This is a genomic window from Sandaracinaceae bacterium, assembly GCA_016706685.1.
Lineage (GTDB): Bacteria > Myxococcota_A > Polyangia > Polyangiales > Houyiibacteriaceae > JADJJE01.
In genome coordinates this window covers 87,589-114,036 of sequence record JADJJE010000008.1, presented here as the reverse complement: position 1 = coordinate 114,036, position 26,448 = coordinate 87,589, and the positions used below count along the sequence as shown (strand labels likewise).

26 protein-coding genes and 2 pseudogenes are annotated in these 26,448 nt (G+C 70.3%); 8 read left to right on the top strand and 20 right to left on the bottom strand.

Annotated features, from left to right (window positions below; all coding sequences use genetic code 11):
• Positions 1–11: 11 nt before the first annotated feature.
• Positions 12–965, bottom strand: a complete 954-nt coding sequence (locus IPI43_11950; protein MBK7774828.1) for a hypothetical protein — start codon at positions 963–965, stop codon at positions 12–14.
• Positions 966–1,062: 97 nt separating this feature from the next.
• Between IPI43_11950 and IPI43_11945 the strand changes: the two genes are divergently transcribed.
• Together IPI43_11945 and IPI43_11940 are read left to right on the top strand one after the other, a co-directional pair.
• Positions 1,063–2,322 carry a serine/threonine protein kinase gene (locus IPI43_11945; protein MBK7774827.1) on the top strand — a complete coding sequence of 420 codons (1,260 nt, stop codon included), beginning with the start codon at positions 1,063–1,065 and terminating at the stop codon, positions 2,320–2,322.
• Positions 2,323–2,336: 14 nt separating this feature from the next.
• Positions 2,337–2,888 (top strand): inorganic diphosphatase, encoded by a 552-nt coding sequence (locus IPI43_11940; protein MBK7774826.1) that lies wholly within the window; start codon positions 2,337–2,339, stop codon positions 2,886–2,888.
• Between the two features lie 10 nt (positions 2,889–2,898).
• Here IPI43_11940 and IPI43_11935 read toward each other — a convergent pair whose 3' ends face one another.
• The 6 genes from IPI43_11935 to IPI43_11910 all read right to left on the bottom strand — a co-directional run bounded on the left by IPI43_11935 (position 2,899) and on the right by IPI43_11910 (position 10,165).
• A complete protein-coding gene (locus IPI43_11935; GenBank protein MBK7774825.1) occupies positions 2,899–3,705 on the bottom strand; it encodes a crotonase/enoyl-CoA hydratase family protein in 807 nt (268 codons plus the stop codon).
• Positions 3,702–4,859, bottom strand: coding sequence for a trypsin-like peptidase domain-containing protein (locus IPI43_11930; protein MBK7774824.1), 1,158 nt, complete (start codon positions 4,857–4,859; stop codon positions 3,702–3,704). Before IPI43_11930 ends, IPI43_11935 begins: the two co-directional genes overlap by 4 nt.
• Positions 4,860–4,877: 18 nt before the next feature.
• Positions 4,878–6,026: a hypothetical protein gene (locus IPI43_11925; GenBank protein MBK7774823.1), complete on the bottom strand. Its 1,149-nt coding sequence runs from the start codon at positions 6,024–6,026 to the stop codon at positions 4,878–4,880.
• Positions 6,023–7,225, bottom strand: a complete 1,203-nt coding sequence (locus IPI43_11920) for a trypsin-like peptidase domain-containing protein (GenBank protein ID MBK7774822.1) — start codon at positions 7,223–7,225, stop codon at positions 6,023–6,025. The genes IPI43_11925 and IPI43_11920 overlap by 4 nt, the downstream gene beginning before the upstream one ends.
• Positions 7,222–8,322 carry a D-alanyl-D-alanine carboxypeptidase family protein gene (locus IPI43_11915; GenBank protein MBK7774821.1) on the bottom strand — a complete coding sequence of 367 codons (1,101 nt, stop codon included), beginning with the start codon at positions 8,320–8,322 and terminating at the stop codon, positions 7,222–7,224. The genes IPI43_11920 and IPI43_11915 overlap by 4 nt, the downstream gene beginning before the upstream one ends.
• Positions 8,323–8,860: 538 nt before the next feature.
• Complete coding sequence (locus IPI43_11910) at positions 8,861–10,165, bottom strand: hypothetical protein (GenBank protein MBK7774820.1); 1,305 nt, start codon at positions 10,163–10,165, stop codon at positions 8,861–8,863.
• 69 nt (positions 10,166–10,234) lie between these two features.
• Between IPI43_11910 and IPI43_11905 the strand changes: the two genes are divergently transcribed.
• Positions 10,235–10,780: a hypothetical protein gene (locus IPI43_11905; protein MBK7774819.1), complete on the top strand. Its 546-nt coding sequence runs from the start codon at positions 10,235–10,237 to the stop codon at positions 10,778–10,780.
• Between the two features lie 5 nt (positions 10,781–10,785).
• Positions 10,786–11,658: an SDR family oxidoreductase gene (locus tag IPI43_11900; GenBank protein ID MBK7774818.1), complete on the top strand. Its 873-nt coding sequence runs from the start codon at positions 10,786–10,788 to the stop codon at positions 11,656–11,658.
• A gap of 3 nt (positions 11,659–11,661) precedes the next feature.
• On the opposite strand, the gene IPI43_11895 is transcribed toward IPI43_11900, so the two are convergent.
• Together IPI43_11895 and IPI43_11890 are read right to left on the bottom strand one after the other, a co-directional pair.
• Positions 11,662–12,330: a TetR/AcrR family transcriptional regulator gene (locus tag IPI43_11895; GenBank protein ID MBK7774817.1), complete on the bottom strand. Its 669-nt coding sequence runs from the start codon at positions 12,328–12,330 to the stop codon at positions 11,662–11,664.
• 47 nt (positions 12,331–12,377) lie between these two features.
• Positions 12,378–12,923 (bottom strand): hypothetical protein, encoded by a 546-nt coding sequence (locus tag IPI43_11890; protein MBK7774816.1) that lies wholly within the window; start codon positions 12,921–12,923, stop codon positions 12,378–12,380.
• Positions 12,924–13,070: 147 nt separating this feature from the next.
• Between IPI43_11890 and IPI43_11885 the strand changes: the two genes are divergently transcribed.
• Entirely contained in the window at positions 13,071–13,658 is a 588-nt protein-coding gene (locus IPI43_11885) for a DUF1266 domain-containing protein (protein ID MBK7774815.1), read from the top strand.
• 27 nt (positions 13,659–13,685) lie between these two features.
• Here the strand turns inward: IPI43_11885 and IPI43_11880 are convergent, their stop codons facing one another.
• The 4 genes from IPI43_11880 to IPI43_11865 all read right to left on the bottom strand — a co-directional run bounded on the left by IPI43_11880 (position 13,686) and on the right by IPI43_11865 (position 17,014).
• Positions 13,686–14,198, bottom strand: a complete 513-nt coding sequence (locus IPI43_11880) for a hypothetical protein (protein MBK7774814.1) — start codon at positions 14,196–14,198, stop codon at positions 13,686–13,688.
• 14 nt (positions 14,199–14,212) lie between these two features.
• On the bottom strand, positions 14,213–15,970 hold the full coding sequence (locus IPI43_11875) for a long-chain fatty acid--CoA ligase (protein MBK7774813.1): 1,758 nt from the start codon (positions 15,968–15,970) through the stop codon (positions 14,213–14,215).
• Positions 15,971–16,042: 72 nt separating this feature from the next.
• Positions 16,043–16,510 carry a hypothetical protein gene (locus IPI43_11870; protein MBK7774812.1) on the bottom strand — a complete coding sequence of 156 codons (468 nt, stop codon included), beginning with the start codon at positions 16,508–16,510 and terminating at the stop codon, positions 16,043–16,045.
• A 27-nt stretch (positions 16,511–16,537) separates the two neighbouring features.
• Positions 16,538–17,014 (bottom strand): hypothetical protein, encoded by a 477-nt coding sequence (locus tag IPI43_11865; GenBank protein ID MBK7774811.1) that lies wholly within the window; start codon positions 17,012–17,014, stop codon positions 16,538–16,540.
• A 125-nt stretch (positions 17,015–17,139) separates the two neighbouring features.
• On the opposite strand from IPI43_11865, the gene IPI43_11860 reads away from it, so the two are divergent.
• The 3 genes from IPI43_11860 to IPI43_11850 all read left to right on the top strand — a co-directional run bounded on the left by IPI43_11860 (position 17,140) and on the right by IPI43_11850 (position 20,203).
• Positions 17,140–17,634 (top strand): DUF2505 family protein, encoded by a 495-nt coding sequence (locus tag IPI43_11860; protein MBK7774810.1) that lies wholly within the window; start codon positions 17,140–17,142, stop codon positions 17,632–17,634.
• Positions 17,635–17,641: 7 nt separating this feature from the next.
• Positions 17,642–19,003, top strand: a complete 1,362-nt coding sequence (locus IPI43_11855; GenBank protein ID MBK7774809.1) for an amidase — start codon at positions 17,642–17,644, stop codon at positions 19,001–19,003.
• A gap of 120 nt (positions 19,004–19,123) precedes the next feature.
• Complete coding sequence (locus IPI43_11850) at positions 19,124–20,203, top strand: Rpn family recombination-promoting nuclease/putative transposase (GenBank protein MBK7774808.1); 1,080 nt, start codon at positions 19,124–19,126, stop codon at positions 20,201–20,203.
• Positions 20,204–20,221: 18 nt separating this feature from the next.
• Here IPI43_11850 and IPI43_11845 read toward each other — a convergent pair whose 3' ends face one another.
• From IPI43_11845 to IPI43_11815, 7 genes and pseudogenes are all read right to left on the bottom strand, one after another.
• A complete protein-coding gene (locus IPI43_11845) occupies positions 20,222–21,409 on the bottom strand; it encodes a thioredoxin domain-containing protein (GenBank protein MBK7774807.1) in 1,188 nt (395 codons plus the stop codon).
• A gap of 166 nt (positions 21,410–21,575) precedes the next feature.
• Positions 21,576–22,277, bottom strand: a pseudogene (locus IPI43_11840) (thioredoxin domain-containing protein).
• A 572-nt stretch (positions 22,278–22,849) separates the two neighbouring features.
• Positions 22,850–23,819: pseudogene (locus tag IPI43_11835) on the bottom strand (nitronate monooxygenase).
• A gap of 155 nt (positions 23,820–23,974) precedes the next feature.
• The gene (locus IPI43_11830) at positions 23,975–24,625 is read right to left on the bottom strand and encodes an SOS response-associated peptidase (GenBank protein ID MBK7774806.1); all 651 of its coding nucleotides are present in this window, start codon (positions 24,623–24,625) and stop codon (positions 23,975–23,977) included.
• Positions 24,626–24,661: 36 nt separating this feature from the next.
• Entirely contained in the window at positions 24,662–25,006 is a 345-nt protein-coding gene (locus tag IPI43_11825) for a hypothetical protein (protein ID MBK7774805.1), read from the bottom strand.
• A 405-nt stretch (positions 25,007–25,411) separates the two neighbouring features.
• Positions 25,412–25,780 carry a hypothetical protein gene (locus tag IPI43_11820; protein MBK7774804.1) on the bottom strand — a complete coding sequence of 123 codons (369 nt, stop codon included), beginning with the start codon at positions 25,778–25,780 and terminating at the stop codon, positions 25,412–25,414.
• Positions 25,761–26,291: a hypothetical protein gene (locus tag IPI43_11815; protein MBK7774803.1), complete on the bottom strand. Its 531-nt coding sequence runs from the start codon at positions 26,289–26,291 to the stop codon at positions 25,761–25,763. Before IPI43_11815 ends, IPI43_11820 begins: the two co-directional genes overlap by 20 nt.
• Positions 26,292–26,448 lie beyond the last annotated feature (157 nt).

The window sequence follows — 26,448 nt, the reverse complement described above, 5'->3', positions numbered from 1 at the left end:
GGTGCAGCGCTCTAGAGCGCGGTGCTCGGCCGTAGCTGCGTGAAGGCCAGGTGGTAGTCCGCCGCGCGGAGTGGCTCGCCCGCGGCCACGACGTAGCCCCGAACCGCGGCGCGCAGATCGGCGGCGGTCAGCCACGGCTCGCTCGGGTGGTAGGCCAGCACCTCGATGGAGCGGGGCGCGAACGCGGCGGCCAGCGCGGCCACGCAGCGCTGTGCGTCGCCCGCGGACACGCGCTCGAGCGGGCCCTGCAGCTCGAAGCTCACGTAGCTGCCCACCGGCTCGGGGGTCACGTGCAGGGTCACGTACGCGCCGTCGCCCAGGCCGTTCACGGAGTAGCCCTGCGGGTCGAAGTAGTGCTCGTGCAGCGCGAAGCCGGGCGCCAGTGACGCCACCAGAGCGCGCGCCGCGGGAGCCTGGCTGCGCTCGAAGCGCGCGCAGGCCGCGGCCGACGGACCGTGCATGAGCACCTCGAGCGTGACGTCAGGGCGCCGCGCGTGACCACTGGCAGCGGAATCGAAGAGGTCCACGAAGTGCTCGCCCTCGCCGAGGCGCCGCTGCGCGCACGGACCACTCGGCCCCAGCAGCGCGCGCAGGCGCTTTGCGTCCGCGTCGAAGGTGCTGGCTTGGTGCTGTGGGAAGTGCTCGCTCTTGCGGGCGTAGAGCAGCTGCGACAGCGCGGCTCGTGGGGCGTGGGACAGCAACGGCGCGACGGCGTCCACCAGGCGTGTCTGGCCGCAGGTGATCAGGGTCAACGAGTGGTCGCTCACGAACAGGCTCGACTCGCTGAGCACATAGGCGTCCCAGTACTCGTCGTGGGCCGCCGACACGATGGCCGCCCCGGCCGCGCCCAGCACCTGGTCCCACACCGTGCGCGGCAGCGAGCGGAGCCCGGGCGCGTCCTTCGCGAACGTCACCTTCAGCTTCTTCTCGGGCCCCTCGAAGTGGGCGGTCTCCACGATCGACATCAGCCCGCAGTTATAGGGTTCAGTGGCTATCGGGCGACCGAAATCGTGTATTCTTGACGAAGTGTCGAGAGATCGCGCGTCCGACCACGATCCTCTCGTGGGTACCAAGCTTGGCGGCTACCTCATCGAGAAGCGTCTCGGAGCGGGGGCCACGGGCGTGGTCTATCAGGCCACCCCCACCGACGGGGGCCGCCCGCTCGCCATCAAGGTGCTCAACGACAACCTCGGGCACATCAGCGCGCTCAAGCGGCGCTTCGAGCGTGAGGCGCGCGCGCTCGCCAAGCTGAAGCACCCGCACGTGGTGCACATCACCGACTTCGGCGTGGACCACGACATCACGTTCATCGCCATGGAGCTGCTCATCGGCGAGACGCTCGAAGACGTGCTGCAGCGCGCGCCCATCGACCCGCTGCGCGCCGTGGGCGTGGCGCTCCAGACCATGCGGGGCGTGGCGTTCGCGCACCAGAACGGCATCGTCCACCGCGACCTCAAGCCCGCCAACATCTTCCTGCGCCAGGTGGCCGGCGGCATCGACGTGGTGAAGGTGCTGGACTTCGGCCTGGCCAAGTTCCTCGAAGTGGACGAGCTCAGCCAGGACGCCACGCTCACGCGCAAGGGCCGCATCGTGGGCACGCCGGCCTACATGGCGCCCGAGCAGATCACGGGGGTCTCGCTGGACGTGCGCGCCGACGTCTACGCGGCGGGCGTGGTGCTCTACGAGATGCTCGCCGACCAGCGCCCCTTCTCCTACGAGCGCCGCTCGCAGCTGCTGCGCGCCCACCTGTTCGAGCCCGTGCCGCGCATCGAGCGCATTCGCCCCGGGCTCTACGTGCACCCGGATCTCGAGAAGCTCATCCTGCGCGCGCTCGAGAAAGACCCGGCGCGCCGCTTCACCGATGGCGGCGACATGCTGCGCGCCCTCGAAGCACTGCCCGCCGAGCCCGCGTCGTTCCACGAGCAGCGCCGCGACGCGGTGCGCTCACGCACGGGGTCGTCCTCGGCGGTGGTCATCAGCGAGGCCGAGCGCGTGGCGGTCACCACGGGCATGGACGACACCGGCTCCATGTCCATGGAGACCGTGCAAGTGGCGCTCGACTCCGCGCCCACCAGCGCCCGGCGCTCGTCCACCATCCCGGACACGCTCAGCGGCCTGTCGCGCCACAGCGAGCGCGCGCGCGGCGGCCGCGTGTCGGCGGGCACCACGTCCAGCCATCCCCGCCCCGGCAAGCTGCGCCAGCGCAAGAAGAAGCGCACCAAAGCGCCTCCCAGTTGGCTCTGGGCGGTGGCCGTGGCATCGCTCACCGTCTCTGCTGCCATCTACTGGTGGACCCAGGTGCGCGGCGGGACCCTTCCCTAACCGAGACCAACCGCATGCACCCCTGGCACGACATCTACGTCGATGAGAAGGTCATCGAGACCGCGTTCCCCGTCATCATCGAGGTCCCGACGGGCAGCAAGAACAAGTACGAGCTGGACAAGGAGAGCGGCCTGCTCAAGCTGGACCGCGTACTGTACAGCGCGGTGCACTACCCCGCGAACTACGGCTTCATCCCGCGCTCGTTTTGCGACGACGGCGACCCGCTCGATGCGCTGGTGCTCACCATGGAGCCGCTCTACCCGCTGACCGTGGTGGACGCGCGCGCCATCGGCGTCATGCGCATGCGCGACGACAAGGGCATCGACGACAAGATCATCGCGGTATGCAACGGGGACCCATCGTTCGACGAGATCCACCACCACACGGACCTGCCCTCGCACACGCTGCGGCAGATCAAGCGCTTCTTCCAGGACTACAAGGTGCTGGAGAACAAAGAGGTGGTCATCGACGACATCATGGACAAGGACGAGGCCATCAAGGTGATGACCGAGTCCCTGTCCATGTACCGCAAGCTGCGGCGCGGTGAGGTCAAGCCGCGCCACTGAGGCGCGGCGGTCAGCCCAGCACGCGCAGGCGGCGCCCGAAGCGCGGCGCCTCCTTCTTGAAGTTGGCCTGCATGGCCGCCCGCTGGTTCTTGCCCATGAGCACCAGCGCCTGCAGGCGGCTCTCGAGCGAGAAGGCGGCGTCTTCGTGCGCGACCCAGGTCTCGTGGAACAGCTGCTTGGTGGCGGCCACCGAGTCGGGTGAGCGCGTCACCAGCTCGGCCATGAGCGCCTCGGCGGCGGCCATGGGGTCAGCCGCCACCTCGGTGACCAGGTTGTAGCCCTTGGCCTCCACGCCGCTGAACACGCGGCCCGTCATGGTGAGCCGCTTGGCCTGGTCCATGGGCATGAGCTCGCGCAGCGTGACGCTGCCCGTCATGTCCGGGATGAGGCCCCACTTGGCCTCCATGATGGAGAACTCGCAGTCGGGCGTGGTGAAGCGGAAGTCCGCCGCCAGCGCCAGCTGCAGGCCCCCACCGAAGCAGCGCCCGTGGGTGACGGCCGCCACGGGCACGGGCAGCCGCCGGAACGCCCAGCACGCCTCTTGGAAGAGGTTGGTGCTGCGCAGGCCCAGCTTGGCGAACGCCCGCGCCATGCGCGCCGGCTCCTTGGTGAACTTCGGGAAGTCGAGGCCGCTGCAGAATGACGGCCCCTCGGCGTGCAGGATGACCCCGCGCAGCGAGCGGTCGGCCTTGAGCGACTCGGCGGCCTCCACCAGCGCGCTCAGCATCTCCCAGTCGAGCGCGTTGTGCTTGCTGGCGTGGGTGAGCGCCAGGTAGGCGACGTCCGCGCGGCGGTCGATGCTGACGCGATCGCTCACTCCGCGCTCCCGCGGCGACGGACACGGCGGCCGAGCACCAGGCCCAGCAGCGCGAGGAACGCGAGCGGCGCGCTGCCCGTGCCAGCGGCGGGGCTGCTCACGCTGCAGCTCGAGCCTTCGCCAGCCGGGCCTTCGCCATCCACCCCGTTGGGGCAAGCGGTGTCGAACAGGGCGCACAGGTCGGCGTCGGGGTCCGGAGCGTCGGCGCAGTAGTCGGCAAGCGTGGGCAACACGTGGCCGATGACTTCGCCGCCGGCGCTCTCGGGGAGCACGTTGACTTCGTCGCAGCCCTCGGCGTCGCGTGTCACGTAGTCGGCTGCGCCCGCTGAGAGCACGCCCACCAGCTCACCGGCGTCATTGAACACGCCCGAGCCGCTGTTGCCGCCGAAGGTGTCGAGCGAGGTCTCGAAGAAGTACGAGCCCTGGGTGCTCGGGTCGGTGACGTTGCCGCCGTCGTCGATCTTGAGGGGCAGGCCGGAGCCGAAGCCGAGCACGGTGACGGCCTCGCCATCTTCCACGTTGCGGCAGGTGTCGCCGATGCCCGCGGAGAGGGTGGCGGGCGTGTGTCCCACCACCGGGCGGTCGAGGCGCAGGTACGCGTAGTCGATGACGCCGTTCTCTTGCGCGAGGATCTCAGCGCAGTTGTACACGTCGTCGTCCTCGAGCTCGGCCAGCACGCCATCCGCCGTGTAGAGGTAGTCGAACACGAAGCTGGTCTCGAGGCAGTCCGCCATGCTCTCCATGCAGTGGCCGGCGGTCACGATGACGTCGGGCGCGACCAGCGTGCCGGAGCAGAACGCGCTGGTGGGCTGAGTGAGGAAGCGCTGGTCGTCGCAGAGGTCGAAGGCCTCCTCGAGCGTGAAAGCCGACGCGAGGTCCCATGTGCCGTCACCGTTGTCTGTCAGGTCGCTCCCAGGGACCAGCGCCACGATGGACTCCGTGGCCAGGCTGCGCAGCGACGCGCTCGGGTGGGCGTAGACGTCCGTGCGGTCGTCCTCGCCGTAGACCACGGCCTCGGGCCGCGCGCCCACGCTGCCCTCATCGGCGCAGCCGCTCAGGCTTGCCACGAGCGAGGCGCTGACGAGCACCCCGGACGAGACGCCCGGCGCAAGAAGTGAAGACACCCGGGACCAGAGCGACTGTGTGTTCGGCATGAAGCCGGCAGTCTAATGTCACTTCAGCCGGACGCCCACACCCACCAGCCCAGAGAGGTGGACACGGTCGGTGAGCCAGCCCACCGGCGCGGCCATGGCGCCCTGCGCGTGGATCTGCCAGCTGCCAAAGCGAAGGTCCGCGAACAGCGCGCCACCACCCAGGCCGCCCGCCTCGCGCAGCCCGAGCCGACGCGGGTCGTTCAGCACGCCGGCCGCCACGAGGACACCCAGCTCGTGGGCGCGCTCGTCTCCGAGAGCGAGGGCCAGCCGGGCCTCGCCCACCAGGTAGCGCTCGGACAGCAGCGCCGCCCAGGGCAGCCCCGGCACGCGCACCACATAGGGCGTGAGCCCGCCCACGCGGTCGCGCGTGATGTCGTCATGGCCCGTGCCCCAGGCGCCGTTCAGCTCGAAGGCCAGGCGCAGCGCACCGAAGCGGGTGCCCCCGGCCGCCCAGAGACGCAGCGTGGCCGCTCCGCGTCCGGCGTCGTTGCGCGGGTCGAGCTCCCCCGGAGCCACCTCGGCGCCGAAGGCCCCGGCCTCACCACGCAGCAGCATCTCGGCCGCCACCCGGAACGCGAAGCCCGTGACACGCGGGAACAGCCGGTGCGCCTCCCACTCTTCGCGCGGCAGCTGGATGTTCCAGTAGATCCACGCCAGCCGCACCTGCGCGTGCCAGGTCTCCTGCGGCAGCTGCAGCGTGTCGGCCGTGCTGCCCGTGTCCGAGAACCACCAGCGGCGCACCTGCGTGTCCAGCTCCACCGTGTTGTGCGCAGGCAGGTGGCGCTGCAGCCGAGCGTGCCCCTGCAGGTAGCTCGCATAGAAGCCGCGGTCGGACAGCCGTTCGCCTTGCTGGAAGTAGTCCAGGTTCAAGCCCGCGATGAGCGCCTCGCCGCGCATGCCCACCGTCAGCTCCAGGCGCTCTGCCAGCGGCAGGCGCTCGAGCGTCACGTCGACCGTGTCGGTGTTGTAGGTCAGGCGCAGCGTGCCACCGAGGGTGTCGCTGCGCGCCGCCTGCAGGAACAAGAAGCCATGGCCGGTGAGCGCGGGGGCCACGGCCAGCTCACCGCCCGCGGCGCCGGCCACCTCCCAGGTCTGGGCGACCGCCGGGCTGGCCGCCAACAGTCCGGTTGCGACGAGTGCGAGGACCGAGAGACGGAAGGGGTTCATGTGTGGCGTGGTCGCACACGGGGCCGGCGGCGCAACGCGAGCCCGAGCAGCGCGGCCAGCAGTGCACCCTGTGGGCCCGCGCCACTGCGAGCCACTTCCGTGATCGAGCAGCCACGGCCGGAGCCGCGTGGCCGGCCCATGTCGGCCGTCGCAGCGTCGGCGCTCGCGTCCACGCCGGCGTCCGGGTCCACGCCCGCGTCCGGGTCCATGCCCGCGTCCGGCATGCCCGCATCGGGGCTGGGTCCGTCCGGGCAAGCGCTGTCGGCGGCGGCGCACAGCGTGGCGTCCGGCGCGCTCGCCTCGTCGCAGTAGCGCAGCAGCGTGGGGAACAGGTGGCCGATCTGCTCCCCGCCGAAGAGCTCCGACAGCACGTTGACCTCGTCACAGCCCTCGCCCGCCCGCTCGCGGTAATCGCCGAGGCCGCTCGAGAGCACGCCCACCAGCTGGCCCGAGGCGTTGAACACGCCCGAGCCGCTGTTGCCCGCGAAGGTGTCGAGCGAGGTCAGGAAGAAGTTGGTGCCGCGTGACGACGGGTTGGTGACGGCCCCGCCCGAGTCGATCTTGAGCGGCAGCCCCGAGCCGAAGCCGAGGGCGCTCACGGCCTCTTCGTCCACCACGTTGCGGCAGGTGCTGCCCACACCGGGCGAGAGCGTGGCCGGGCTGTGGCCCACCACCTCGCGGTCGAGGCGCAGGTAGGCGTAGTCCAGCACGCCGTCTTGCCGCGACAGGATCTCCACGCAGCCGTACACGTCATCGGCCTCGAGCGGCGCCAGCACGCCGTCGGCCGTGTACAGGTAGTCGAACACCAAGCGCGTGTTCATGCACTCGGACAGCGTCTCGATGCAGTGCCCCGCCGTGACCACGATGTCGGGCGCCACCAGCGTGCCCGAGCAGAAGGCGCTGGTGGGCTGGTCGATGAAGCGCTGGTCGCTGCACAGGTCGTGCGCCTCGCCGAGGGTCAGCGTGGGGGTGCGCTCGAAGCTGCCGTCCATTTGCTCCTCGAGGCGGGTGTCACGGATGAGCGCCACGATGGACTCGTGCGCCAGCGTGCGCAGGCTGGCCGAGGGGTGCGCATAGACCTCTTGCCGGTCGTCGGTGCCGTACACCACGGGCGCGTGTGTGTGGCCCGGGGTCTCGGACGACGCGCAGCCGGAGAGGCCTGCCAGCAAGAGGGGTAGGGTGAGCGCAGCGGACTTCATGACAGCCCCTTTCGTTCCACACGACGCGCGCGGCGCAACATTGCGCCCACCAGCAGCAGGCTCGCTAGTGATCCGCTGCCGCTCCCAGGGCCCGGGACCGAGTTTCCACCCGGGGCCACCGTGCAGCCCGAGGTCGGGCGCCCCGCGCCGAGGTCCGCGCGAACGTCGCCGCCGTCGCCCGTGGGCAGCGATGCGTCTCCGCTCATCCCGCCGTCTAGCAGCGCGCCCGCATCGACGGTGATCCCGGCGTCAGCCGTGATCCCGCCGTCGTCCATGACGCCTGCGTCCAGGTCGGGCCCGCCACAGCCTTCGTCCGTCATGCCGTCGCAGTCGTCGTCGCTGCCGTTGCAGACCTCCACGGGAGGCGCGCCGCAGTCACCGCAGTCGTTCAACTCGGCCCCGGCGGCGCAGGGCCCGCAGGTGGTCAGGCCGCCAATGGGAAATCCGTCGGCCGGCGACATCTGCATGGCGGCCAGCGTCATGGGGCCCCAGCTGCCGTCTTCGGACAGGGGCATGCTCGGGTTGTTCATGTTCCACAGCCGCTGGAACGAGGCGACCGAGTCATCGCGCAGGTCCACGCCGGGGCAGTCGTAGTGCACCGCGTCGCTGGCCCCGAACCACACGCAGCCGGCGTTGGTGAGCGCCGTGCGCGCCTCCACCGTGTTGTTCACGTCCACGGCCCGGCCACTCTGGTGGTTGCTGCTGCCCGGCACGCCCACCACGGCGCACTGCCCGGACGCCCACAGCAAGTACTGGTCGGAGAGCGGCCTGAAGCCCGAGTTGATCTCGAGCGGCACGATCGCCGCCGCCGTCTGCAGCGCGGTGCGCGCGCTGGCCTGCGCCACCAGGTGCACCCGCGCGCTGGTGGCGGTGATGTCGGCGTTGGCGAACGACACGAACTGCCCCGGGTGCAGGCAGCGCTGCACGTCCACCAGCTGCGTGGACAGGCCCTCGCCGCCGGCGGTGGTGCAGCTGCTCTGGCCTGCGGCCACCTGGCTCATGGTCTGCGCGTGGGCGGCGGTGGTGGTGGTCAGCAGCGTGGCGCTCGCTGCGCTCAGCAGGAGGAGCGCTCTCGTCACCACGCCAACGCCGTTCATCGCCTTCCTGATATCAGAAGCGGCGGGGATCGGGTAGTTCGGTTGCTCGAATGGGGCCTAATTCAAGGCATGATGGGCACCCCGGCTTTCGAGTTGAGCATTTTTATCTCGCTCGGGGGCCGACTCGCCTTGCTGCAAGGCACAATGGCACCCCCGGCTGGAAGCCGGGGGCAGCAGACCAGGCCTGGGCGACCTGAAAGTCCGCCCTGCGGGCGGACTAAATGGCGGTGAAGTTGGGGGCCGTTCTACCAAGGGTACTCGGACACATTCAGTCTGCCCTTTGGGCGGACTGGGTGGTCGACAATGGGGTGTGGTCTACCGAGGGCGGCCGGACGCTGTGTCTGAGTACCCTTGGTAGGGCAAACCCTGCTGCCAGCCATCTAGTCCCCGCAGGGGACTTTATGTCCATCCAAGGCTGGTTTGCTGCCGGCTTCCAGCCGGGGGTGCCCAAAGAACCTTGCAGCAAGGCCAATCGGCCTCCTCGCAAGATGTGTGGAATCCTCGGGGTGCCAATTGTGCTTGTTCTAAAGGCGATCCCCTACTCGAAGCGCACGTTGTCCAAGAACAGCGTGATGTCCGCCCCGGCCAGGTCCACGCTCAGCGAGTTCAGCCACTCGAGCGCGCCGCAGCGCTCGGTCACGTCCAGCGTGATGGTCGACCACTCGGGGCCGATGTCGAAGAAGCTCAGCTCGCAGCGCGTGCCCTCGTAGCTGGGGCCCACCTGGACGCGGCTCGTGGGGCCATCCGTACGCACGCGTAGCGAGACGCTGCTGAACGTGTAGGTGGGGAAGCGCTGACGGTAGTAGATGTGCATGCCGGAGCCGCTGTGGAAGCGCTCCACGCGGATGCAGCCCGCGCTGCCGGCGTCGCAGCCCTGGTCGTCGGCGCCGAAGAACGCGCCCTCGGCCGGGCCCCACGGGTCCAGCTGCCAGCGCACTTGGTCGATGCCGCCGAACTCGTCCACGAACACGTCGCCGGGTGTCTCGAACACGCACGCGGCGCCCTCGGGAGGCATGCTGTCGTCCACCTGCACACCCAGGTCGAAGGTGCTGCCGCGCTCGGGGCGCGTGGGCACCACCACGCTCGACTCCACCACCTGGCCCTGCGCGCTGGTCAGGCGGAACTGCACGCCGTCGCCGCCGCGGTCGTGCGGCATGCTGCCATGGGCTTCCCATGCGCCGCCCGAGCGGGTCAGCGCCGTCCACGGGTTGTCACCGGTCACGCCGGCCCCGGTGGCGCGCATCTCCACGCCGCGCAGCGGCACGCGGTGGTTCATGAGCGCCACGCGCAGGTAGGCGAATTCGTGGTCGTTCACCAAGAGGTGGATGTCCCCGCTCACCGGGCAGGGCACGCGCCGCGCCTGTCCCTCGTCCAGCGCGCCGCCGCCCACCATGCGGGCGGCGTCTTCCGTGAGGTCGATGTGGAAGTGGCTGCCCTGGCACAGCGAGTTGCCCTGGTTGGGGCAGAGGTCCGTGATCATCACCACCTCGGTGGCCGTCACGGTGTCGATCTCCCAGCACTCGCCGCACGCCTCGCCGGGGGCGCCGCCGTAGCTGCTGCCGTTCCACGGCTCGGCGATGGCCGCCGTGAGGCCCTGGCGCACGAAGGTGGGCAAGAACGAGTAGCTGGTGTCGTACTCGCACCAGCCGCGATCGAACGGCTGATAGCTGGTCAGGCGCACGCTGCCACAGCTGGCGCTGGGGGCGCCCACGTCGCCGGTGGGGCGCGGCGGCGGGGAGCCACCGTCGTTGGGGCTGCTGCTGTTGCAGGCCACGCTGGAAGTGACCGCGAGCAAGCTGATGCAGGCCAACGGAGCGACGCGAAGCAGGTAAATAGGCGACATGTCGGCGACTGTAGTTTGTCGCACACCCCATTGCACGCTGCGTCACGCTCTTGCATCGTGTTGCCCACCATGACCCGACTCCGCCAACGCCTCACGCTCCTTCCACTCCTGCTCGCGCTCCTCGGCCTCGGCTGTGGCGGGCAAGAAGACACCGCCGCCACCGAAGCGGCCGAAGCCATCGTCGCCGCCGAAGAGTCTGCCGCCGCAGCGCCTGCGGCCGAGGCCCCCGCGCCCATCCGCGAGCTGGACGTGAACGCGGCTGCCGCGCTCTTCGAGGCTGGCACCGCCCGCCCGGTGGACGCCAACCATCAAGAGACGCGCGACTCCCTGGGCACCGTTCCCAACGCCGTGCTGCTCACCTCGTCCAGCGAGTACCAGATGACCGAGCTGCCCGCCGATGGCCTGCTGGTCTTCTACTGCGGTAGCACCCAGTGCACCGCGTCGGACAACGCGGCCACACGGGCGCGCGAAGCTGGCCGCGAAGTGGCCGTCATGCGCCCGGGCATCCGTGGCTGGGTGGATGCCGGCAAGCCGGTCGCGGGCCGCGTGGCTCCCGCCGAGGGCGAGGGCGAGGGCGAAGAGGCCGCCGAGACCGGCGAAGCGGCCGCGGGCTGATCCGCATGAAGCCGCTGCACCTGCCCGACATGACCGGGCGTGTCTGCGTCGTCACCGGCGCGAACACCGGCATCGGGCGGGTGACCGCGCTCGAGCTGGCGCGCAAAGGGGCGCACGTCATCGTGGCGTGCCGCAGCCGCGACAAGGCCATGCCCGTCATCGAGGCCATCATCGCCGAGACGGGCAACCCCAAGGTCGAGTTCCTGGCGCTCGACCTCTCGCGCTTCAGCGCCATCCGCGAGGCTGCGGCCGAGCTCCTGGCGCGCGGCCTGCCCATCCACGTGTTGGTGAACAACGCGGGCCTAGCAGGCGTGCGCGAGCTCTCGCCGGAGGGCTACGAGGTCATGTTCGCGGTCAACCACTTGGGCACGTTCCTGTTCACGCTGCTGCTGGCCGAGCGCGTCATCCAGTCGGCCCCCGCGCGCATCGTCACCGTGGCCAGCCGCGCTCACGAGCGCGCCTTCCGCATCCCCTGGGACCAGCTGCAGCAGCCCGCGCGCTCGCTCACGGGCATGGGCGCCTATCAGGTGAGCAAGCTGTGCAACGTGCTCTTCAGCCGCACCCTGGCCAAGCGCCTGGCCGGCACGGGCGTGAGCACGTACTCGCTGCACCCCGGCGTGGTGGCCACGGACATCTGGCGCCGCATCCCCTGGCCGTTCGACGCCATTGGCAAGGCCTTCATGATCAGCGTGGAGGAGGGCGCCGCCACCACGCTGCACTGCGCCACGGCGCCCGAGCTCGAGGGCGTGAGCGGCCGCTATTTCGAGAAGTGTGCCGAGAAACAGCCCAACCGCGCAGCGCTCGACGACGCGCTGGCCGCGGAGCTGTGGAAGCGCAGCCTGGTGATCACCGGCGCCCCGGACCTGCGCCCGGGCTGACGGTCACAGCGCGCGCAGGCCGGCCCACAAGAGCCGGAGCTGCGCGGCCCAGAGCTGGTCGGCGGGCACGCTCAGCCCCGAGCAATGGCTCACCATCGGCATGCCGAAGAACAGCGCCCCCAGCGTGCGCACCGCCAGCTCCACCTCGGTGTGCGCGGGCAACTCGCCGCTCGCGACGGCCTGCAGCAGGTGCTGCCGGAACAGGCTGCTCACGTTGATGCGCACCTCGGCGTCGAGCGCGCCGGGCAGGTCGGGGAAGGCCTCCGCGCGCTCGGCCACAGACACGTCCGGGAATTCGAGCGGGCCTTCGTCGGATGCCAGCGTCACGATCAGCTCGAGCAGCACGGTGGGCTGCGTGCCCAGGCGCTCTCCGGTGAACGCGAAGATCGCCTCGATGGCGCGCAGGCCCGAGAGCGCTGCCGTGCGCGCGCCCGCCTCCACCGTCCAGAGCTGCACGTAGTAGAGCAGCAGGTCCGACTTCTTCGGGAAGTAGTTGAAGAAGGTGGCCTCGGACACCTGCACCTCGGCGCAGATCTCCTTCACCGAGATGGTGTCCAGGCGGCGCCCCTCGCGCACGCGGCGCATGGCCGACTCGAGCAGCGCCACCTTCGTGCGCGCGAACTTGCGCTCGCGGAGGGGCAGCTCGCCGAGCTCGGTGGGGTTGACGGGCATCGCGGCCGAAGGATGCCCCGCCTCCGCAGGCACGCCAACCACCACGCTCACAGCGCGCCGCCGAAGGTGGCCGTGGCCACGCGGCCGTAGGGCGACGGCAGCACGCTGACGCCCACCTCGAAGCGGGGCGGCTGGGCGCGTGGCGTGACCAGCTCCATCAGCAGCCGGAAGGCCGAGTGGCTGAAGAGCGCCACGCCTGCCCCGAGCGATAGGTCCGAGCTCCAAAACGCGCCCAGGCTGGCGAGCCCCGCGCCGCTCACCAACAAGCTCACGCGCGCGGTGCGCAGCCGCTGCTGGAACCCTGGGCTTCCTGGCCCGTCCGCGCTGCGCTGCGCCAGACCCAGGATCACGTCCGACACACCGAGCGCCAGCAAGGGCACGCCCATGCCCAACACCAAACGCGAGTCGTGGCCCAGCGAGACCCCACCGGCGGCCATGGCGGTGACGCCGATCGCGATGGAAAGGTTGCTGGCGGACGAGCTGGGCCCGGAGCCTGCTTGATCCAGCGGTGCCTCCGCGCCCCGCTGGGCCGAGGCCCGTCCGGCGGGCAGCAGGAGGAGGGCGAGCGCGAAGGGGGCGATGTACCGTTTCATGAGTGACACTCTTTCTCTGGTGTGATGGCTATTTTTATAGTCCACACCAAATGTCGTCGCGACACCAAGATGCGTTACGCCGATAACGGACGGGCATAGACGCCGGTCCCGAGAGCAGCGACACTCCATGCAGCCACGGAGGCACCCATGAACCCCATCGACACCATGGACTCAGGCACGCTCACCATGGCGGTGCTCATCGTCGCCTTCGCGGTCTTCGCCATCTTTGCCACGCTCGGCTGGCTGTACTTCCAGTCCCGCGTCCGTGCGGCGCGCGCCGCTCGGTGGCTGGCGGGGGCGTACGGTACGTGGACGGGCCTCGAGGACAGCGGCACGTGGGAGCGCTCGCGGGCCACCAGCTCTCTGCGCAGCTGGTATGGCGTGGAGAGTCAGGCTGACCTGGACGCGCTGCTCGAAGACCTGGTACGCAGCCGCCAGACGGGCAACCCGGCCTGGGACGCAGGCCGCGGGGCCGACACGGTGCGCATCGGCTTTGCGGCGGGCTACCTGAGCGCCTCCGACGTGAAGGACTGGACCTTCCGCATCGCCGAGGTGCTGCAGGACCGCTATGCCAGCTGGCAGCAGTACGCCACGGCCTTCGAGGGCGGGATGCACGCCTGGCAGGACCGCTCGGGGGTGCAGGACGCCGAGGCGCGCGGCCGGGTGCAGCGCAACGTCTCGCTCCTGGTGGCGCAGGTGTGGCCCGCGGTGGACTTCAAGACGCCCTTCGAGTGATGGGCACAGGGCTCACCGGGCGGGCGTTCAGTCCTGCAGACCGTCGCCCGCGACCGAGCCCGAGAGCCCTGCCAGCCCCGTGTCGATGGCGCCCTCGAGCACGTGCGAAGCGGCGCGGCGCACCAAGCTGAGCGGCAGCATGGCGGGGATCTCCTTCCGCGGCGCGGCCCACACGTGGCAGCGCACCTGGGTGCCTTCGGGTGTCTGCCGCGCCACGAAGTCGATGGACGCGTCGGTGTTGCCCTCACCCGCCAGGGTGGTCATCTCGAGCGCGTAGCGGTCGTCGGCGGTGCTGCGCCGCACGTCCACCACCAGCCGCAGGGTGCCGCGGAAGCCACCCACGCCGAACGGACCGAGGTGCACCCGGTAGCGCTCGTGGGCCGCGTCGAAGGCCGGCTCGCCAGCCGACACGCGCTCCACCAGGCCCACCATGGGCAGCAGCCGCATGGCCCGCGGAAAGTCCGAGAGCAGGACGCGCACACGCGGCAGGTAGGCATCCACCTGCCGCGTGGCTTCCGACTCGACGATCAGCCGGCGCATGACGCCCGAAGGCCTCAGGCGCCTTCGTACATGGACTCGATGTCGTCCGCGAAGTGGTCGTAGACCTTCTTGCGCTTGACCTTGAGGGTGGGCGTCAGCTCGCCGTCTTCCACCGTGAGGTTGCGCCCGAGCACCTTGAACTTCTTCACCTGCTCCACGCGTGCCAGCTCGGTGTTGACGTGGTCCACGGCGGTCTGGATCTCGGCCCGCAGGGTGGGGTTCTCACCGATGCCCGCGAGCGGAATGCCACGCTCCTTGGCCCACGCGGCGGTGGCTTCCGGGTCGAGCGTGACCACCACGGTCAGGTACTTGCGCCGGTCGCCGATGACCACGGCCTCGTTGATGAGCTCGTGGTTCTTGAGCGAGGCCTCGATGTTCTTGGGCGCGATGTTCTTGCCGCCCGCGGTGATGATGATGTCCTTCTTGCGACCCGTGATGTACAGGAAGCCCTCGCGGAACTCGCCGAGGTCGCCGGAGTGCAGCCAGCCGTCGATGAGCGTCTCGTCCGTGGCCGCCTGCTCCTTGTAGTAGCCCATGAACACGTTGGGCCCGCGCACCAGGATCTCGCCGTCGCTAGCGATCTTGACCTCTACGCCAGGCACCGCGGGACCCACGCTGCCGAAGCGATAGTTGTCCGGCATGTTGAACGACGTGGGGCCCGTGTCCTCGGACTGGCCGTAGACCTCGAGCACGATGATGTCGAGGCTGGCGAAGAACTCGAGCACCTCTTGCGCGATGGGCGCGGCGCCGCTGACGCAGATGCGCGCGCGCGCCATGCCGATGGCCGGCTTGAGCTTCGAGAAGATGAGCTTCTGGGCCAGCTTGTACTCGAGGCCCTTCTTGCCGCCCGGGCGCAGGTTGGCTTCGCGGCCCACCTTCAAGGCCCACGCCACCAGCTTGGCCTTGGGCCCCGTGGCCAGCTTGAGCTTGCCGCTGATGCCGGCGTGGAACTTCTCCCAGATGCGCGGCACGCCGAAGAACAGCGTGGGCTGCACTTCCTTCAGGTTCTCGGGCACGGCCTCGATGGACTCGGCGAAGTACACCCGGCCGCCCGTGGTGATGGGCGCGTGCACGGTGAACATCTGCTCGGCGATGTGGCTGAGCGGCAGGTACGACAGGGTGACGTCGCTGTTGGTCAGGCCGTTCATGTCGCGCGCCGCCTTGGCCGTCCACGCCAGGTTGTGGTGCGAGAGCATCACGCCCTTGGGCGGGCCGGTGGTGCCGGAGGTGTAGATGAACGCGGCCAGACCCTCGGGCTTCAATGCATGCACGCGCTCGAGGTAGTCGCTCTCGGGCGTCTGGTCGCCCTTGGCCATGAACTCGTCCCAGCTGAGCACCATGGGGTCCGCGATGCGCGCGGCGCCCTTCATGGTGACCACGTACTTGAGCTTGGGCAGGTTGTGGCGCTCGGCCAGCACCTTCTTCCACTGCTCCTCGTTCTCCACCAGGATGAGCGGGGCCTCCGAGTGGTTGACGATGTAGGCCACCTCCACCGGCGAGCAGGTGGTGTAGATGCCGGCGGCCGCGCCCCCGATGCCCATGGTGGCCACGTTGACGATGACCCACTCCGGCCGGTTGAAGCCGAGGATGGTGGTGGTGGAGCCCGTGTCGAGGCCGAGCGCCACCAGCGCGCGGCCCGCTTGCTTCACCTGATCCGAGTAGGTGCCCCAGCTGGTGGCACGCCAGACGCCCGCGTCACGAACGTAGTAAGCGGGGGAGGAGGGTCGAATGTTCGCCTGCTCGAGGAGGCGCGATGGAATGGTGTCCGCCACAGCTTGCCCTTTGGTTTCTAGGTGGGGCAGGAGGGTAACGGTTCTCGCCGAAAAAGGAAGCGGCGCGAGCGCTCAGACCCCGATGCGCTTGCGCACCGTGACGAGCACGTCGTCCAGCAGCTCGTCGGTGGGCACCACCTCCACGGTCTTCTCCAGCACCGCGTTGGCGAGGTTGATGCTCATGGCCAGCAGGCGTGAGTTGTGCGCCACGTGCAAGCCGTCGTACTTCATGGTGCGCTGCCACTCGGTGAGGCCGCGGCGCACGTCCGGCGTGTAGGCCTGCAGGTCGGTCCAGTTGCCGAACGTGTACCAGGGCCGCGGGTGGGCCTCGATGTACTTCTTGTGGAACGCGACGATGAAGTCCGAGTGGGCCTCGCAGATGGAGCCCGACGACTCGAAGATGCCGATGTGGTGCCCCAGGTGCCAGAGGCGCACCTTCCCGCGCCCGTCGTCCAGCTCGACGTAGTCGCGCCCCTGGTGCTCGGCCAGCAGCGTGCGAAAGGCGCGCGCCGGAGGGGGGCGGGTGGGGAACTTCGTCATCGGCTTAAGCCTAACCCGAAACGTGCGTCAGACGCTCATGCGCTTGCGCACGGAGATCAGCACGTCGTCCAGGGCTTCCTCGTCGGTCAGCACGTGGATGGTGTTCTCGAGCACGCCGTTGGCGAGGCTCACGCTCATGGCCAGGAGGCGCGAGTTGTGCGCCACGTAGGTCTCGTCGTAGCGCATCTGCCGCTGCCACTCGGTGAGGTTGCGGCGCACCTCGGGGGTGTAGGCCAGCAGCGTCATCCAGTTGCCGAACGTGAACCACGGCCGCGGGTGGCCCTCGATGTGCTTCTTGTGGAACGCGATGATGAAGTCCGAGTGGGCCTGGCAGATGGACCCCGACGACTCGAACACCGCGATGCGGTGACCCAGGTGCCAGATGCGCACTTTTCCGCGGCCGTCGTCCAGCTCGCCATAGTCGCGGCCCTGGTGCTCGGCCAGCAGCGTGCGAAACGGGCGCGCCGGCGGTGGGCGGTTCGTGGTGCGACTGTTGTCCGACATCATTCAGGGGTTCGTTATACCCAACATTCGGCCCCTGGGGTGATTCCGGGGCATTTATCTGCGAGCGGCCAGGCGTCGAGCAGGGGCTACACCCCAGGCATGGGAAGGTGGTATGAACGCCGGCCATGTCTACCCAGGTCACACTGCGCCACGAGATCCCCACCGACCCCGTCAACTTCATCGCCAAGATCCACTGGAGCGAGCACTACCAGGAGACGATCCACAAGATCCTGGGCATGCGCTACCAGCTCATCCAGCGCGACCCCGAGACGGGCGTGCGCGAGGTGAAGACCTGGCCCAGCCAGGACGTGCCCGCCGTGGTGCGCAAGGTCATGGGCGACGACCTGCACTTCCACGAGAAGGGCCAGACCGACAAGGCCACCGGGCGCTACGACTTCGTGGTGCACCCCTCGCGCGGCAACATCACCATCACGGGCTACCAGGCCGTGGAGCCGCTGGGCACCGACAGGCTCACGCGTATCGTGCACTTCGACATCGACGCCAAGATCCCGCTGGGGGTGGGCAAGGTGGTGGAGACGTTCGTCCGCAGCGCGCTCCAGCGCAGCTACGACGAGAGCGCCACGCTGATTGGGAAGTACCTGCGCGGCGAGCTGGGCTGAGGCCTCGGTGCCCCACGACGAGCTCATGGCGCAGTCGGCGCTCGATCAGTCCGCAGCCCTGCGGCGAGGTGAGGTCACCTGCGAGGCGCTGACGGCCGCCTACCTCGAGCGCATCGCCGCGCGGGACGGGGGGCTCGGGGCCTTCGTGCACGTGAACGCGGAGCGCGCGCTGCGAGCGGCTCGCATGCTGGACCGCGAGCGCCGGCGGGATCCTCGCGCGCCGCGCGGGCCGCTGTGGGGGCTGCCCACCGGGCTGAAAGACCTGCACTTCACGGCGGGCTTCCCGGCGCAGATGGGCTCGCGCGCGTGGCGGCACATGCGGGCGCCCATGGACGACGTCACCAGCAAAACGGTGCGCCGCGCGGGCATGGTGATCACCGGGAAGCTCAGCACGTCGGAGCTGGCCATCTTGCCGTTCGTGGAGACGGACCTCGCGCCGCCCACGCGCAACCCGTGGGACCCCACGCGCACGGCGGGAGGCTCGTCTGGGGGCTCGGCGGCGGCGGTGGCGGGCGGGCTGCTGCCCATCGCGCCGGGCAGCGATGGGGGCGGCTCCATCCGCATCCCCGCGGCGTTCTGCGGGCTGGTGGGGCACAAGGCCACGCGTGGTCTGGTGCCCAACCCGCATGAGACCTTCGAGACCATCGGCATCTCCGTGGTGGGCCCGCTGGCGCGCAGCGTGCCCGACGCGGCCGCCCTGCTGGACACGCTGTGTGGCTTCCCCGAGGGCGCCGGGCTCTTGGCCGCGTGCCGGCAGGCGCCACCGCGCTTGCGCGTGGCGGTCACCGTGGAGAGCTCCATCATCGCCGCGCACCCCGACGTGCAGGCCGCGGTGGGGCAAGTGGCGCGCGCGCTCGCCTCGCTGGGCCACCACGTGGGCGAGGGCCAGCCGCTGGTGGGCAGCGTGGCGGAGTTCCTGCCCATCTTTCAGTACTTGGTGGCCAACACGCCGGTGCTGGCCCCGCGCTATTTGCAGCCCACCACGCGCTGGCTGCGCGACGCGGGCCAGAAGGTGGACAAGGCCACCGCGTTGCGGGCGCGCGACGTGATCACCGCCCGCGTGGACGCGCTCTTCGCCGACATGGACGTGTGGCTGGTGCCGACCGTGGCCGTGCCGCCGCCCGCCGTGGGGGAGCTGAGCGGGTGCGATGCGGGTGAGCGCTTCGAGCGGGCCGCCGTGCTGGGCGCGTGGACCGCGGCGCTGAACGCGGCCGGCAACCCCGCCATCAGCCTGCCCGTGCTGGTGAACGGGCGGCCGCTGGGCGTGCAGCTGGTGGGGCGGCGCGGCGATGACGGGCGGCTCTTGGCGCTCGGCCGCACCGTGCTCGAGGTGCTGGGCACCCCACTGGTCACGCTGCCGGGCGCGTAGCCGTCAACGCACTCGCCGCCTGGAGCGGAGATCCGGCGCGGGGTGGCGGCGCTAGCGGCGCTCGGCTTCCTGGACACCTCGTGAGCAATCCCGTTCTGGGTGGACCGACAAGGGGCGCTCATGGCATCCAAACGCTCCAAGCCAGCGCAGGGCCAGCCGCACGACGGCCTCATCCGCAGCGCGCTCGAGTCGCTGGACAACGCGCGCTCCGCGATCGCGGCGGTGCTCCCGGCTGACCTGCTCGCCCGCCTGGACCTGGGCCGCCTGCGACCTGCGCCCGCGCGCATCGTCGATGCCTTACTGCACGCGCGCGAGAGCGACGCGGTCTGGGAGGTGCCCTTCGCGGGGCTCGACCAGTCCCTGTGGGTGCACATCTTCGCCGAGGTGCAGTCGGCGCCTGACGCAGACATGGTCCTGCGAGCGCTGGGTGTGCAGGTCCGGCTCTGGGAGCGACAGCGGCGGCTGGGCTTGGCATTGACGGCGGTGATCCCGCTCGTGATCAGCCACGGCGCCGACTGGCGTGCTCCTCGCACCATGCTGGAGCGCCTCAAGCTCCCAGCGGGCCTCGAAGCGTTGGTTGCGCCCTTCATCCCTTCGAGCACCTATCTGCTCGAAGACCTCGCGGGCTTCGCGCCTGAGACGCTAGCCGCGCGGGCGGATCTCAGCGTCTCGCTTCGTGTGGCCTACTTCATTCTGCAGCGAAGCCGCGCCGCGTCGGCGCTCGAAGATGAGCTGGAGCTGATCGTCGACGACCTCCGTACGCTCTCGCAGGATCCTGGGTTCCGCGACTACCTCACCCGTCTCTTGCGCTACACTTTCGAAACCGCCAACGGTGACATGGACGCGGTGCACGCCCTGCTCCGCGCAAACCTCGACCCTTCCATGGAGATCCAATTGGGAACCCTCGCCGAACAACTCATCCAACGCGGCATGCTGAAGGGCCGCACCGAAGGCATCCGGGAGGGCCTCGTCAAAGGCCTCCAGGAGGGCCTCGTCAAGGGCATCCAGGAGGGCCTCGTCAAGGGCATCCAGGAGGGCCTGAACGGCCAACGCGAGGTGCTTGCGCGGCAGCTCGCGTTCAAGTTCGGCGTCTTGCCGGGTTCCGCCGAGGAGCGCATCGCCCGCGCCACCCGCGATGAACTCGTGGACTACTCTTTGCGCGTCCTCTCTGCCGAGACCCTCGACGCGGTCTTCGACTGAGGTCGGCTCACTCGCGCGCTAGCGGGCGTCCGCCTCGGCGAGCGCGCGTTCCACGGCCGCGGCCAGCTGCTCGTAGGGCACGGCGCCCGACACGTGCTCGCCGTTGATCACGAAGCCCGGCGTGCCCGTGATGCCGGCGGCCTGCACCGCGGCGGAGTCGGCGTCCACGGCGGCGCGGTGGCGCTCGGTGTCGAGGGCCTGGCGGAACTGCGCCATGTTGACCCCGGTCACCTCCTGGGCCAGGCGCTCGAGCGTGTCGCGCGAGAGGTCTTGCTGGTTCACAAAGAGCAGGCTGATGTAGGCCCAGAACGCAGTGTTCCCGCCCTGGCGGAAGACCTCGCGCGCCGCCTGGGCCGCGATGTGTGCGTTGGGGTGGAAGGGCAGCGGCATGTCCCGCCAGACCAGGCGCACGCGGCCGTCGTAGTCCTGCAGCAGCTGCGCGATGGTGGGCTGCACGCGCGAGCAGAAGGGGCACTGGAAGTCGCCCACCTCTTGGATGACCACGGTGGCGCGCGCCGGTCCACGGGAAGGGGCGCTGCGGGGGACGGGCAGCTCGATGCGCGGGTTTGCAGCCGCCGCTTCATCACCGCTAGCTGTGGTGGGGAGCATCTGCTGGGTGGTGGCGCCGTCGCGGATGGTCTGGGCGTACACCCGCGCGCGCGGCGTGCCCCGCGCCACCAGCGCGCGCGCCTTGGCCAGCTCCTCCTCCACCACCACAACGAACGCCTCGTAGGGCTGCGCGCCGCGCAGGTTCCGCCCGTTGATGAACGACGATGGTGTCCCGGCGGCGCCCAGGCTCACCGCCAAGGCCTGCTGGGCGAGGATGACCTGCTCGTGCTCGCGCTGGTCGAGCGCCGCGCGAAGCTGCCCCATGTCGAGACCCACCTCCTGCGCCAGCCGCTCGATGGTCTCGCGCGTGAGGTCGTTCGAGTTCTCGAAGAGCTTTCCGTGGAGCGCCCAGAACATCTCGTCGCCGCCCTGCTGGAAGGCCTCCATGGCGGCGATGGCCGCAGGCAGCGCGTTCTGGTGGAAGGCGAGCGGGTTGTTCATCCACACCACGCGCAGGTCGCGACCGTAGGTGTCCAGCAGACGGGTGAACGTGGGCTCCACGCGGCTGCAGAAGGGGCACTGGAAGTCGCTGAACACCACCACCGTCACCAGCGCGTTGCTGGGGCCGCGCTGCGGCAGCCGGCCATCGAGCGGCACGCGGTAGACAGCGGCCGGGGTCGGGCTGCGCCGGCGCTGGGTACTCCGGCTCGGGCGCACCGGGTGGCGGCGGTACTTCGGTGAGTCCGTCGCGGGTCACGGCGGCGTACACCTCACCCTGCGGCGTCCCGGCGCGCACCAGCCGCTGGGCGTGCGCGAGCTCCGCGTCCATGACTTCGACGAACGACTCAAAGGGCTGTGCGCCGGTGACCTGCACGCCGTTCAAGAACGAGTTGGGCGTGCCCTGGGCCCCGATCTGCTCCGCCAGCGCCATGTCCGCCTCGATGGCGTCCTGGTGCGCGTGGCTGTCCATGGCGGCCTGGAAGCGCTGCGTGTCGAGGCCCACCTGGGCGGCCAGGCGGTCCAGGGTCTCGCGCGTGAGGTCGCGCTGGTGCTCGAAGAGCAGGTCGTGCATCTGCCAGAACGCCCGGTCACCGCCCTGCGCGAAGGCCTCCATGGCGGCCTCGGCGGCGGGCATCGCGTTCGGGTGGAAGGCGAGCGGCAGGTTGCGCCAGACCACGCGCAGCTGCGTGGGGTAGGCGCGCATCAGCTGCTCCACCGTGGGGTTCAACCGAGCGCAGAAGGGACACTGGAAGTCGCTGAAGACCACCATAGTGACCAGCGCGTCCGCGGGCCCCTGGCTCGGCTGCTCCGCGGTCACGGGGACCGCGAAGCGCTGCACGCCGCTCGTGTCTTCGCCACCGGCCCACGCGTCGTCCGCCGGCGCTTCGGCTTCCGGCGCGGCGCCTGCCCCCACGCCCTCGGCGCACGGGCACACACACGGCGGCGGCGCGGAGCCACACCCGCTCGGGCCGACGCTGGCTCCCGCGAGGAGCACGAACGCGGTCAGGACTCTCTTCATGGACATCTCGGCGTCTCCTGGGGCTGTGAACAGCGCGAAAGGTACCCGAGTTTGCGTGGCTACGCGCGGCGCGTCTTCCGGTGCGCCACCAGCGCGCGCACCTTCTCATCGGCCCCGCGTCCTGCCACCGGCGTCACGTCGCGCGGTCCGAGGCGCGTGCCGTCGCGGGCCAGCACGTGCACGCCGTCCACGGGCTTGCCGGTGCGCTTGTCCAGCAGCTGCGTCCGCGGGCCGCGGCCGTTGGGGAACCACTTCTCGCCCCACAGCACCAGCCCGGCCAGCACCGGGTAGAGGTCGAGGCCACGCTCGGTCAGCCGATACTCGAATGAGCGGCCGTCGTGCTCGGACGGCAGCTTCTCGAGCACGCCCGCTTCGCACAGCGTCTTCAGGCGTGCGCTGAGCACGCTCGACGAGATGCCGAGGTGCTCCTGAAACGCGTCGAAGGTGCGCATGCCGTGGAAGGCGTTGCGCAGGATCAGCAACGTCCACCACTCGCCGATGATGTCGAGCGCCTGGGCAACGCCGCAGTCCACACCGCTGAGCGACGAACGTGACATGCGCCGGGTCTGGCTCAGGGCCAGCATGCGCACGGGCCGGCCCTGAATGATGGCGTCGGCTTCGCGCATGATGCGGCTGATGAGCTCTTCACAGGTGGGGATGTCGTGGATCAGCCCGGCCACCATGCCGCACGACCACGCGCCCGCGTCCATGTCGCCCTCCAGCATGATGCGCGGGTACACGCCCGCCACCTCTTCGCGGATGTCCTCGAACGTGAGCTTGTCGCCCAGCTCCTTCTCTTTCACCAGCAGCCGCTCCACGGCCGCGTTGGTGAGCACGCGCTCCGTGTTGCGCAGCGGCCGCATCACCAGGCGCGTGTCCAGCTCGGTGGCGGCCACGATGGCCTGCTTCACCTTCTCGTGCACGGGCGCCTCCTTCGTGGCGATGAAGCGCGTGCCCATGTTGATGCCCTCGGCGCCCATGGCGAGCGCGGCCACCAGCGAGCGCGCGTCGGCCATGCCGCCCGAGGCCACGAACGGGATGCTCAGCTCGTCGGCGGCGCGCGGCAGCAGGATCATGTTGGGGATGTCGTCCTCCCCGGGATGGCCGCCGCACTCCGAAGCCGTCCACCGACACGGCGTCGCAGCCGATGGCCTGCGCCTTCAGCGCGTGGCGCACCGAGGTGCACTTGTGGATCACGCGCACCCCCGCCGCCTTCAGCGTGGGCATGTACGCCTCGGGGTTGCGGCCGGCGGTCTCCACGATGCGCACGCCGCCGTCGATGATGGCGTTCACGTAGCCCGGGTAGTCGGGCGTGTTGAGGCTGGGCAGGAACGTGAGGTTCACGCCGAAGGGCTTGCTGGTCATCTCGCGGCAGCGCGCGATCTCTTTTGCCAGGAGCTCCGGCGACCGCTGCGTGAGCCCGGTGATCATGCCGAGCCCGCCAGCGTTGGAGACCGCCGCGGCCAACTCGGCGAAGCCCACGAAGTGCATGCCCCCCTGGATGATGGGGTGCTCGATGCCGAACAGCTCGGTGATCTTGGTCTTCATGCGTGTCCTTCGGTGCGCGCCGCGTGGGGTCTCGCGGGCGGGTTGGATGATAGCTTCTGTTACCGAAGCTAGATGGCCGCCGGGCCATGCGCAAGGTGCGGAGCGCTCAGCGGTTCGTGCCAGCGCGATCTCGGTCACCCTCGAGGCGATTGCCGCTAGCGCGCGGCGTCCCGAAAGAGCTGCAGCTGGGCCGCGGGCTCAGGCGCCTCCAAACACCGCGCGTCGTCGTGCAGGCTCGAATTGATGCGCGCCCCCAGCAGCCGTGCCGCCAGCAACCCTTCTGGTGCAGGCACCAGCAACGCACGCGCCGCCGACCACGGCGCGCTGAGCCACGCGTCCACTACGTCAGCCCCCAACAGCGCCGGCATGCGGGCGTGCACCGCGGCCACGTCCTCCGAAGGCGGTGTGGTGATGATCACGAACCCATCCGGCAGCACCAGGCCCGCCATCCACAGCGTGCGCCCCGGCTCGCTCGCGTCTCGGAGCCACAGCGGCTGCTTCCCGCGAGGCGTCTTCTGCCACTCCACGTAGCCATCGGCCGGCACCACGCAGCGCGAGCCGGCGTGCTCCCGCCAGACGGGCGCTCCCAGCGACTCTCGCCGCGCGTTCTGCACCATGCGCTGCCCCGCGCGCGCACCCCAGCGCAGCTCCCCCAGCGTGAGCTGCCCGCCCGGGTCGCGCGTGACCACCAGCTGGTGCGCGCCGGGCGCGGCGTTGTAGCGGGGCCTCAGCAGCAGCTCATCCGGGATGCGGATGTGGAGCTCCGACCACTCGGGCATCTCGGACAGCGTGTAGCGACCGCACATGCCCACAGGCTAGCAGCGGGCTGTGACGTGTTCTCGCTAGCGTACCAGGGCCTCGCCCGACTCGAACACCGTCTCCACATCGCTCATCGGCAGCGCGCGAGCCTGCGCCACGCTCGGGTCGAGGCGCGCGTGAGCCACGCTCCAGCGGACGCGGTTCGCACCGGGGACGCGCGGCAGGCGCAGCGTGACCACGCGCGGGCGGCCCGGCATCACGCGGGTGTCGTCGATCTCCGTGGTCACCAGCGCGCCCCCCACGTGGCTGGTGCCGAAGTAGCGGCGCAGCTCGGTGGACGTGCGCTCGCTGCCGAGCTCGGCCCGCACGATGAGGCGCCGAAAGATGTCGCCGGTGGGGAGCGCGTGCCCTACCTCCCGTGTTCGCAAAGGTGACCCGCACGGTGACCCCGTCGGCGTCGCGGGTGGCGCGCACCTGGACGCGGACCGCGCGTGCCAGCAGCTCGGCGGACGCCCCCGGCATGCGGTGGTCGAAGTGGCCGTCGGCGCGTCGGGGCATGTGACAGCCCACGCACGCGAGCCCTTGGCGACCGGCGCGCGAGGCGCGCCACTCGGTGAACGTGGCCTGCTGCAAGATCGCCGGGTCGTAGCCCAGGCTCCCCGCGCGCGGAGGCGGGAAGGCGAACTCGTGGCAGCGCGCGCAGAGCGCCGCCGAGCCGAGCTCACCGCTGCGCTGCACAGGGTGCGGTGGGTCTACCTGGCCTGCCGCTGCGGGAGCCGATGCACTCGACCGCTGCCTGCCCCGCGCGGATCCGAGGATGTGCCCCGCGGCGTTCACGTGACACGAAAACGCACCCCCACGCCTTCGCGCGTGTCGGCTTCCGCGGGCGCCACCAGGTTCGTGGCGAGCGGCGCGTGGCACGCCACGCAGTCCTCGGCCGGGTGAGGCTGGAACTCGGCTTGGAAGATGGGGTCGCGAAACGACTGGGCGTGCAGCGACTCCTGCCACTCGCGGGTGACCTCGGCGTGGCAGCCGGCACACCCGCGTGGGGTCACGAGGTTCGCCGCGGGCGCTGCCGGAGTGGCGACCTGCGAGCGCGCCCCGGCCCACGACAGGGAGCTGGCCACCACACCGGCCGTGACCATGCCGGCCGTCACGTACAGCGCGGCGGCGCGCGCTGGGCTACTCCACAAAGACGTCACGCGCCGTGTCGTAGCGGAACGTGGTGAGCCGTGGCGCACCGGAGCACTCGTAGCCGTCTTCGTCGTCTTCCGAGCGCGGCGTGAACCAGCCGTCGTCGGTGACCGGACAGTCGTACATCTCTTCGTAGGCGAACGACTCCACCACCACATCGGGGCGACGGTCGGCGTTGGTGTCCCGCATGCTCCAGCGCGCGGACACGCTGCTGGTGGCGCTCTCGTCGTCGGTCGGGCCCCAGGCGCCGAGCTCCGCATGGAGCTGCTCCCGCCCGGTGGCATCGAAGATCACCGGGTCCCGCAGGCGCCGCTCGTACTCGTTGCCCGAGCGAAAGCCGCGCTCCGGATGCGAGCCCACGATGTCTACCAAGAGCTCCGGCCGCTGGTCCGCGTCCACGTCGCGCAGGGCCACCTCGAGCACGCGGTGGGTGCGGCAACCGCGGCGCACGTCCGCGTCGAACACCACCGTGATGGCGCCTCCGGTGCCTGCGGCGCGGCCAGCGGGCGTGGCCGCCACGGTGACGAACGCCGCCTTGGCGGTGGTCAGCCGCGCGTCCTCCTGGAGCCGATCGCGGCACGCTTGGCGCCCTTCGGCGCGTGAGGGGCGGCGGCCACGCAGGCATCGAAGAGGAGTACTCGTACACGAAGAAGACCTGCTCGCCCCCGTCGGGCTG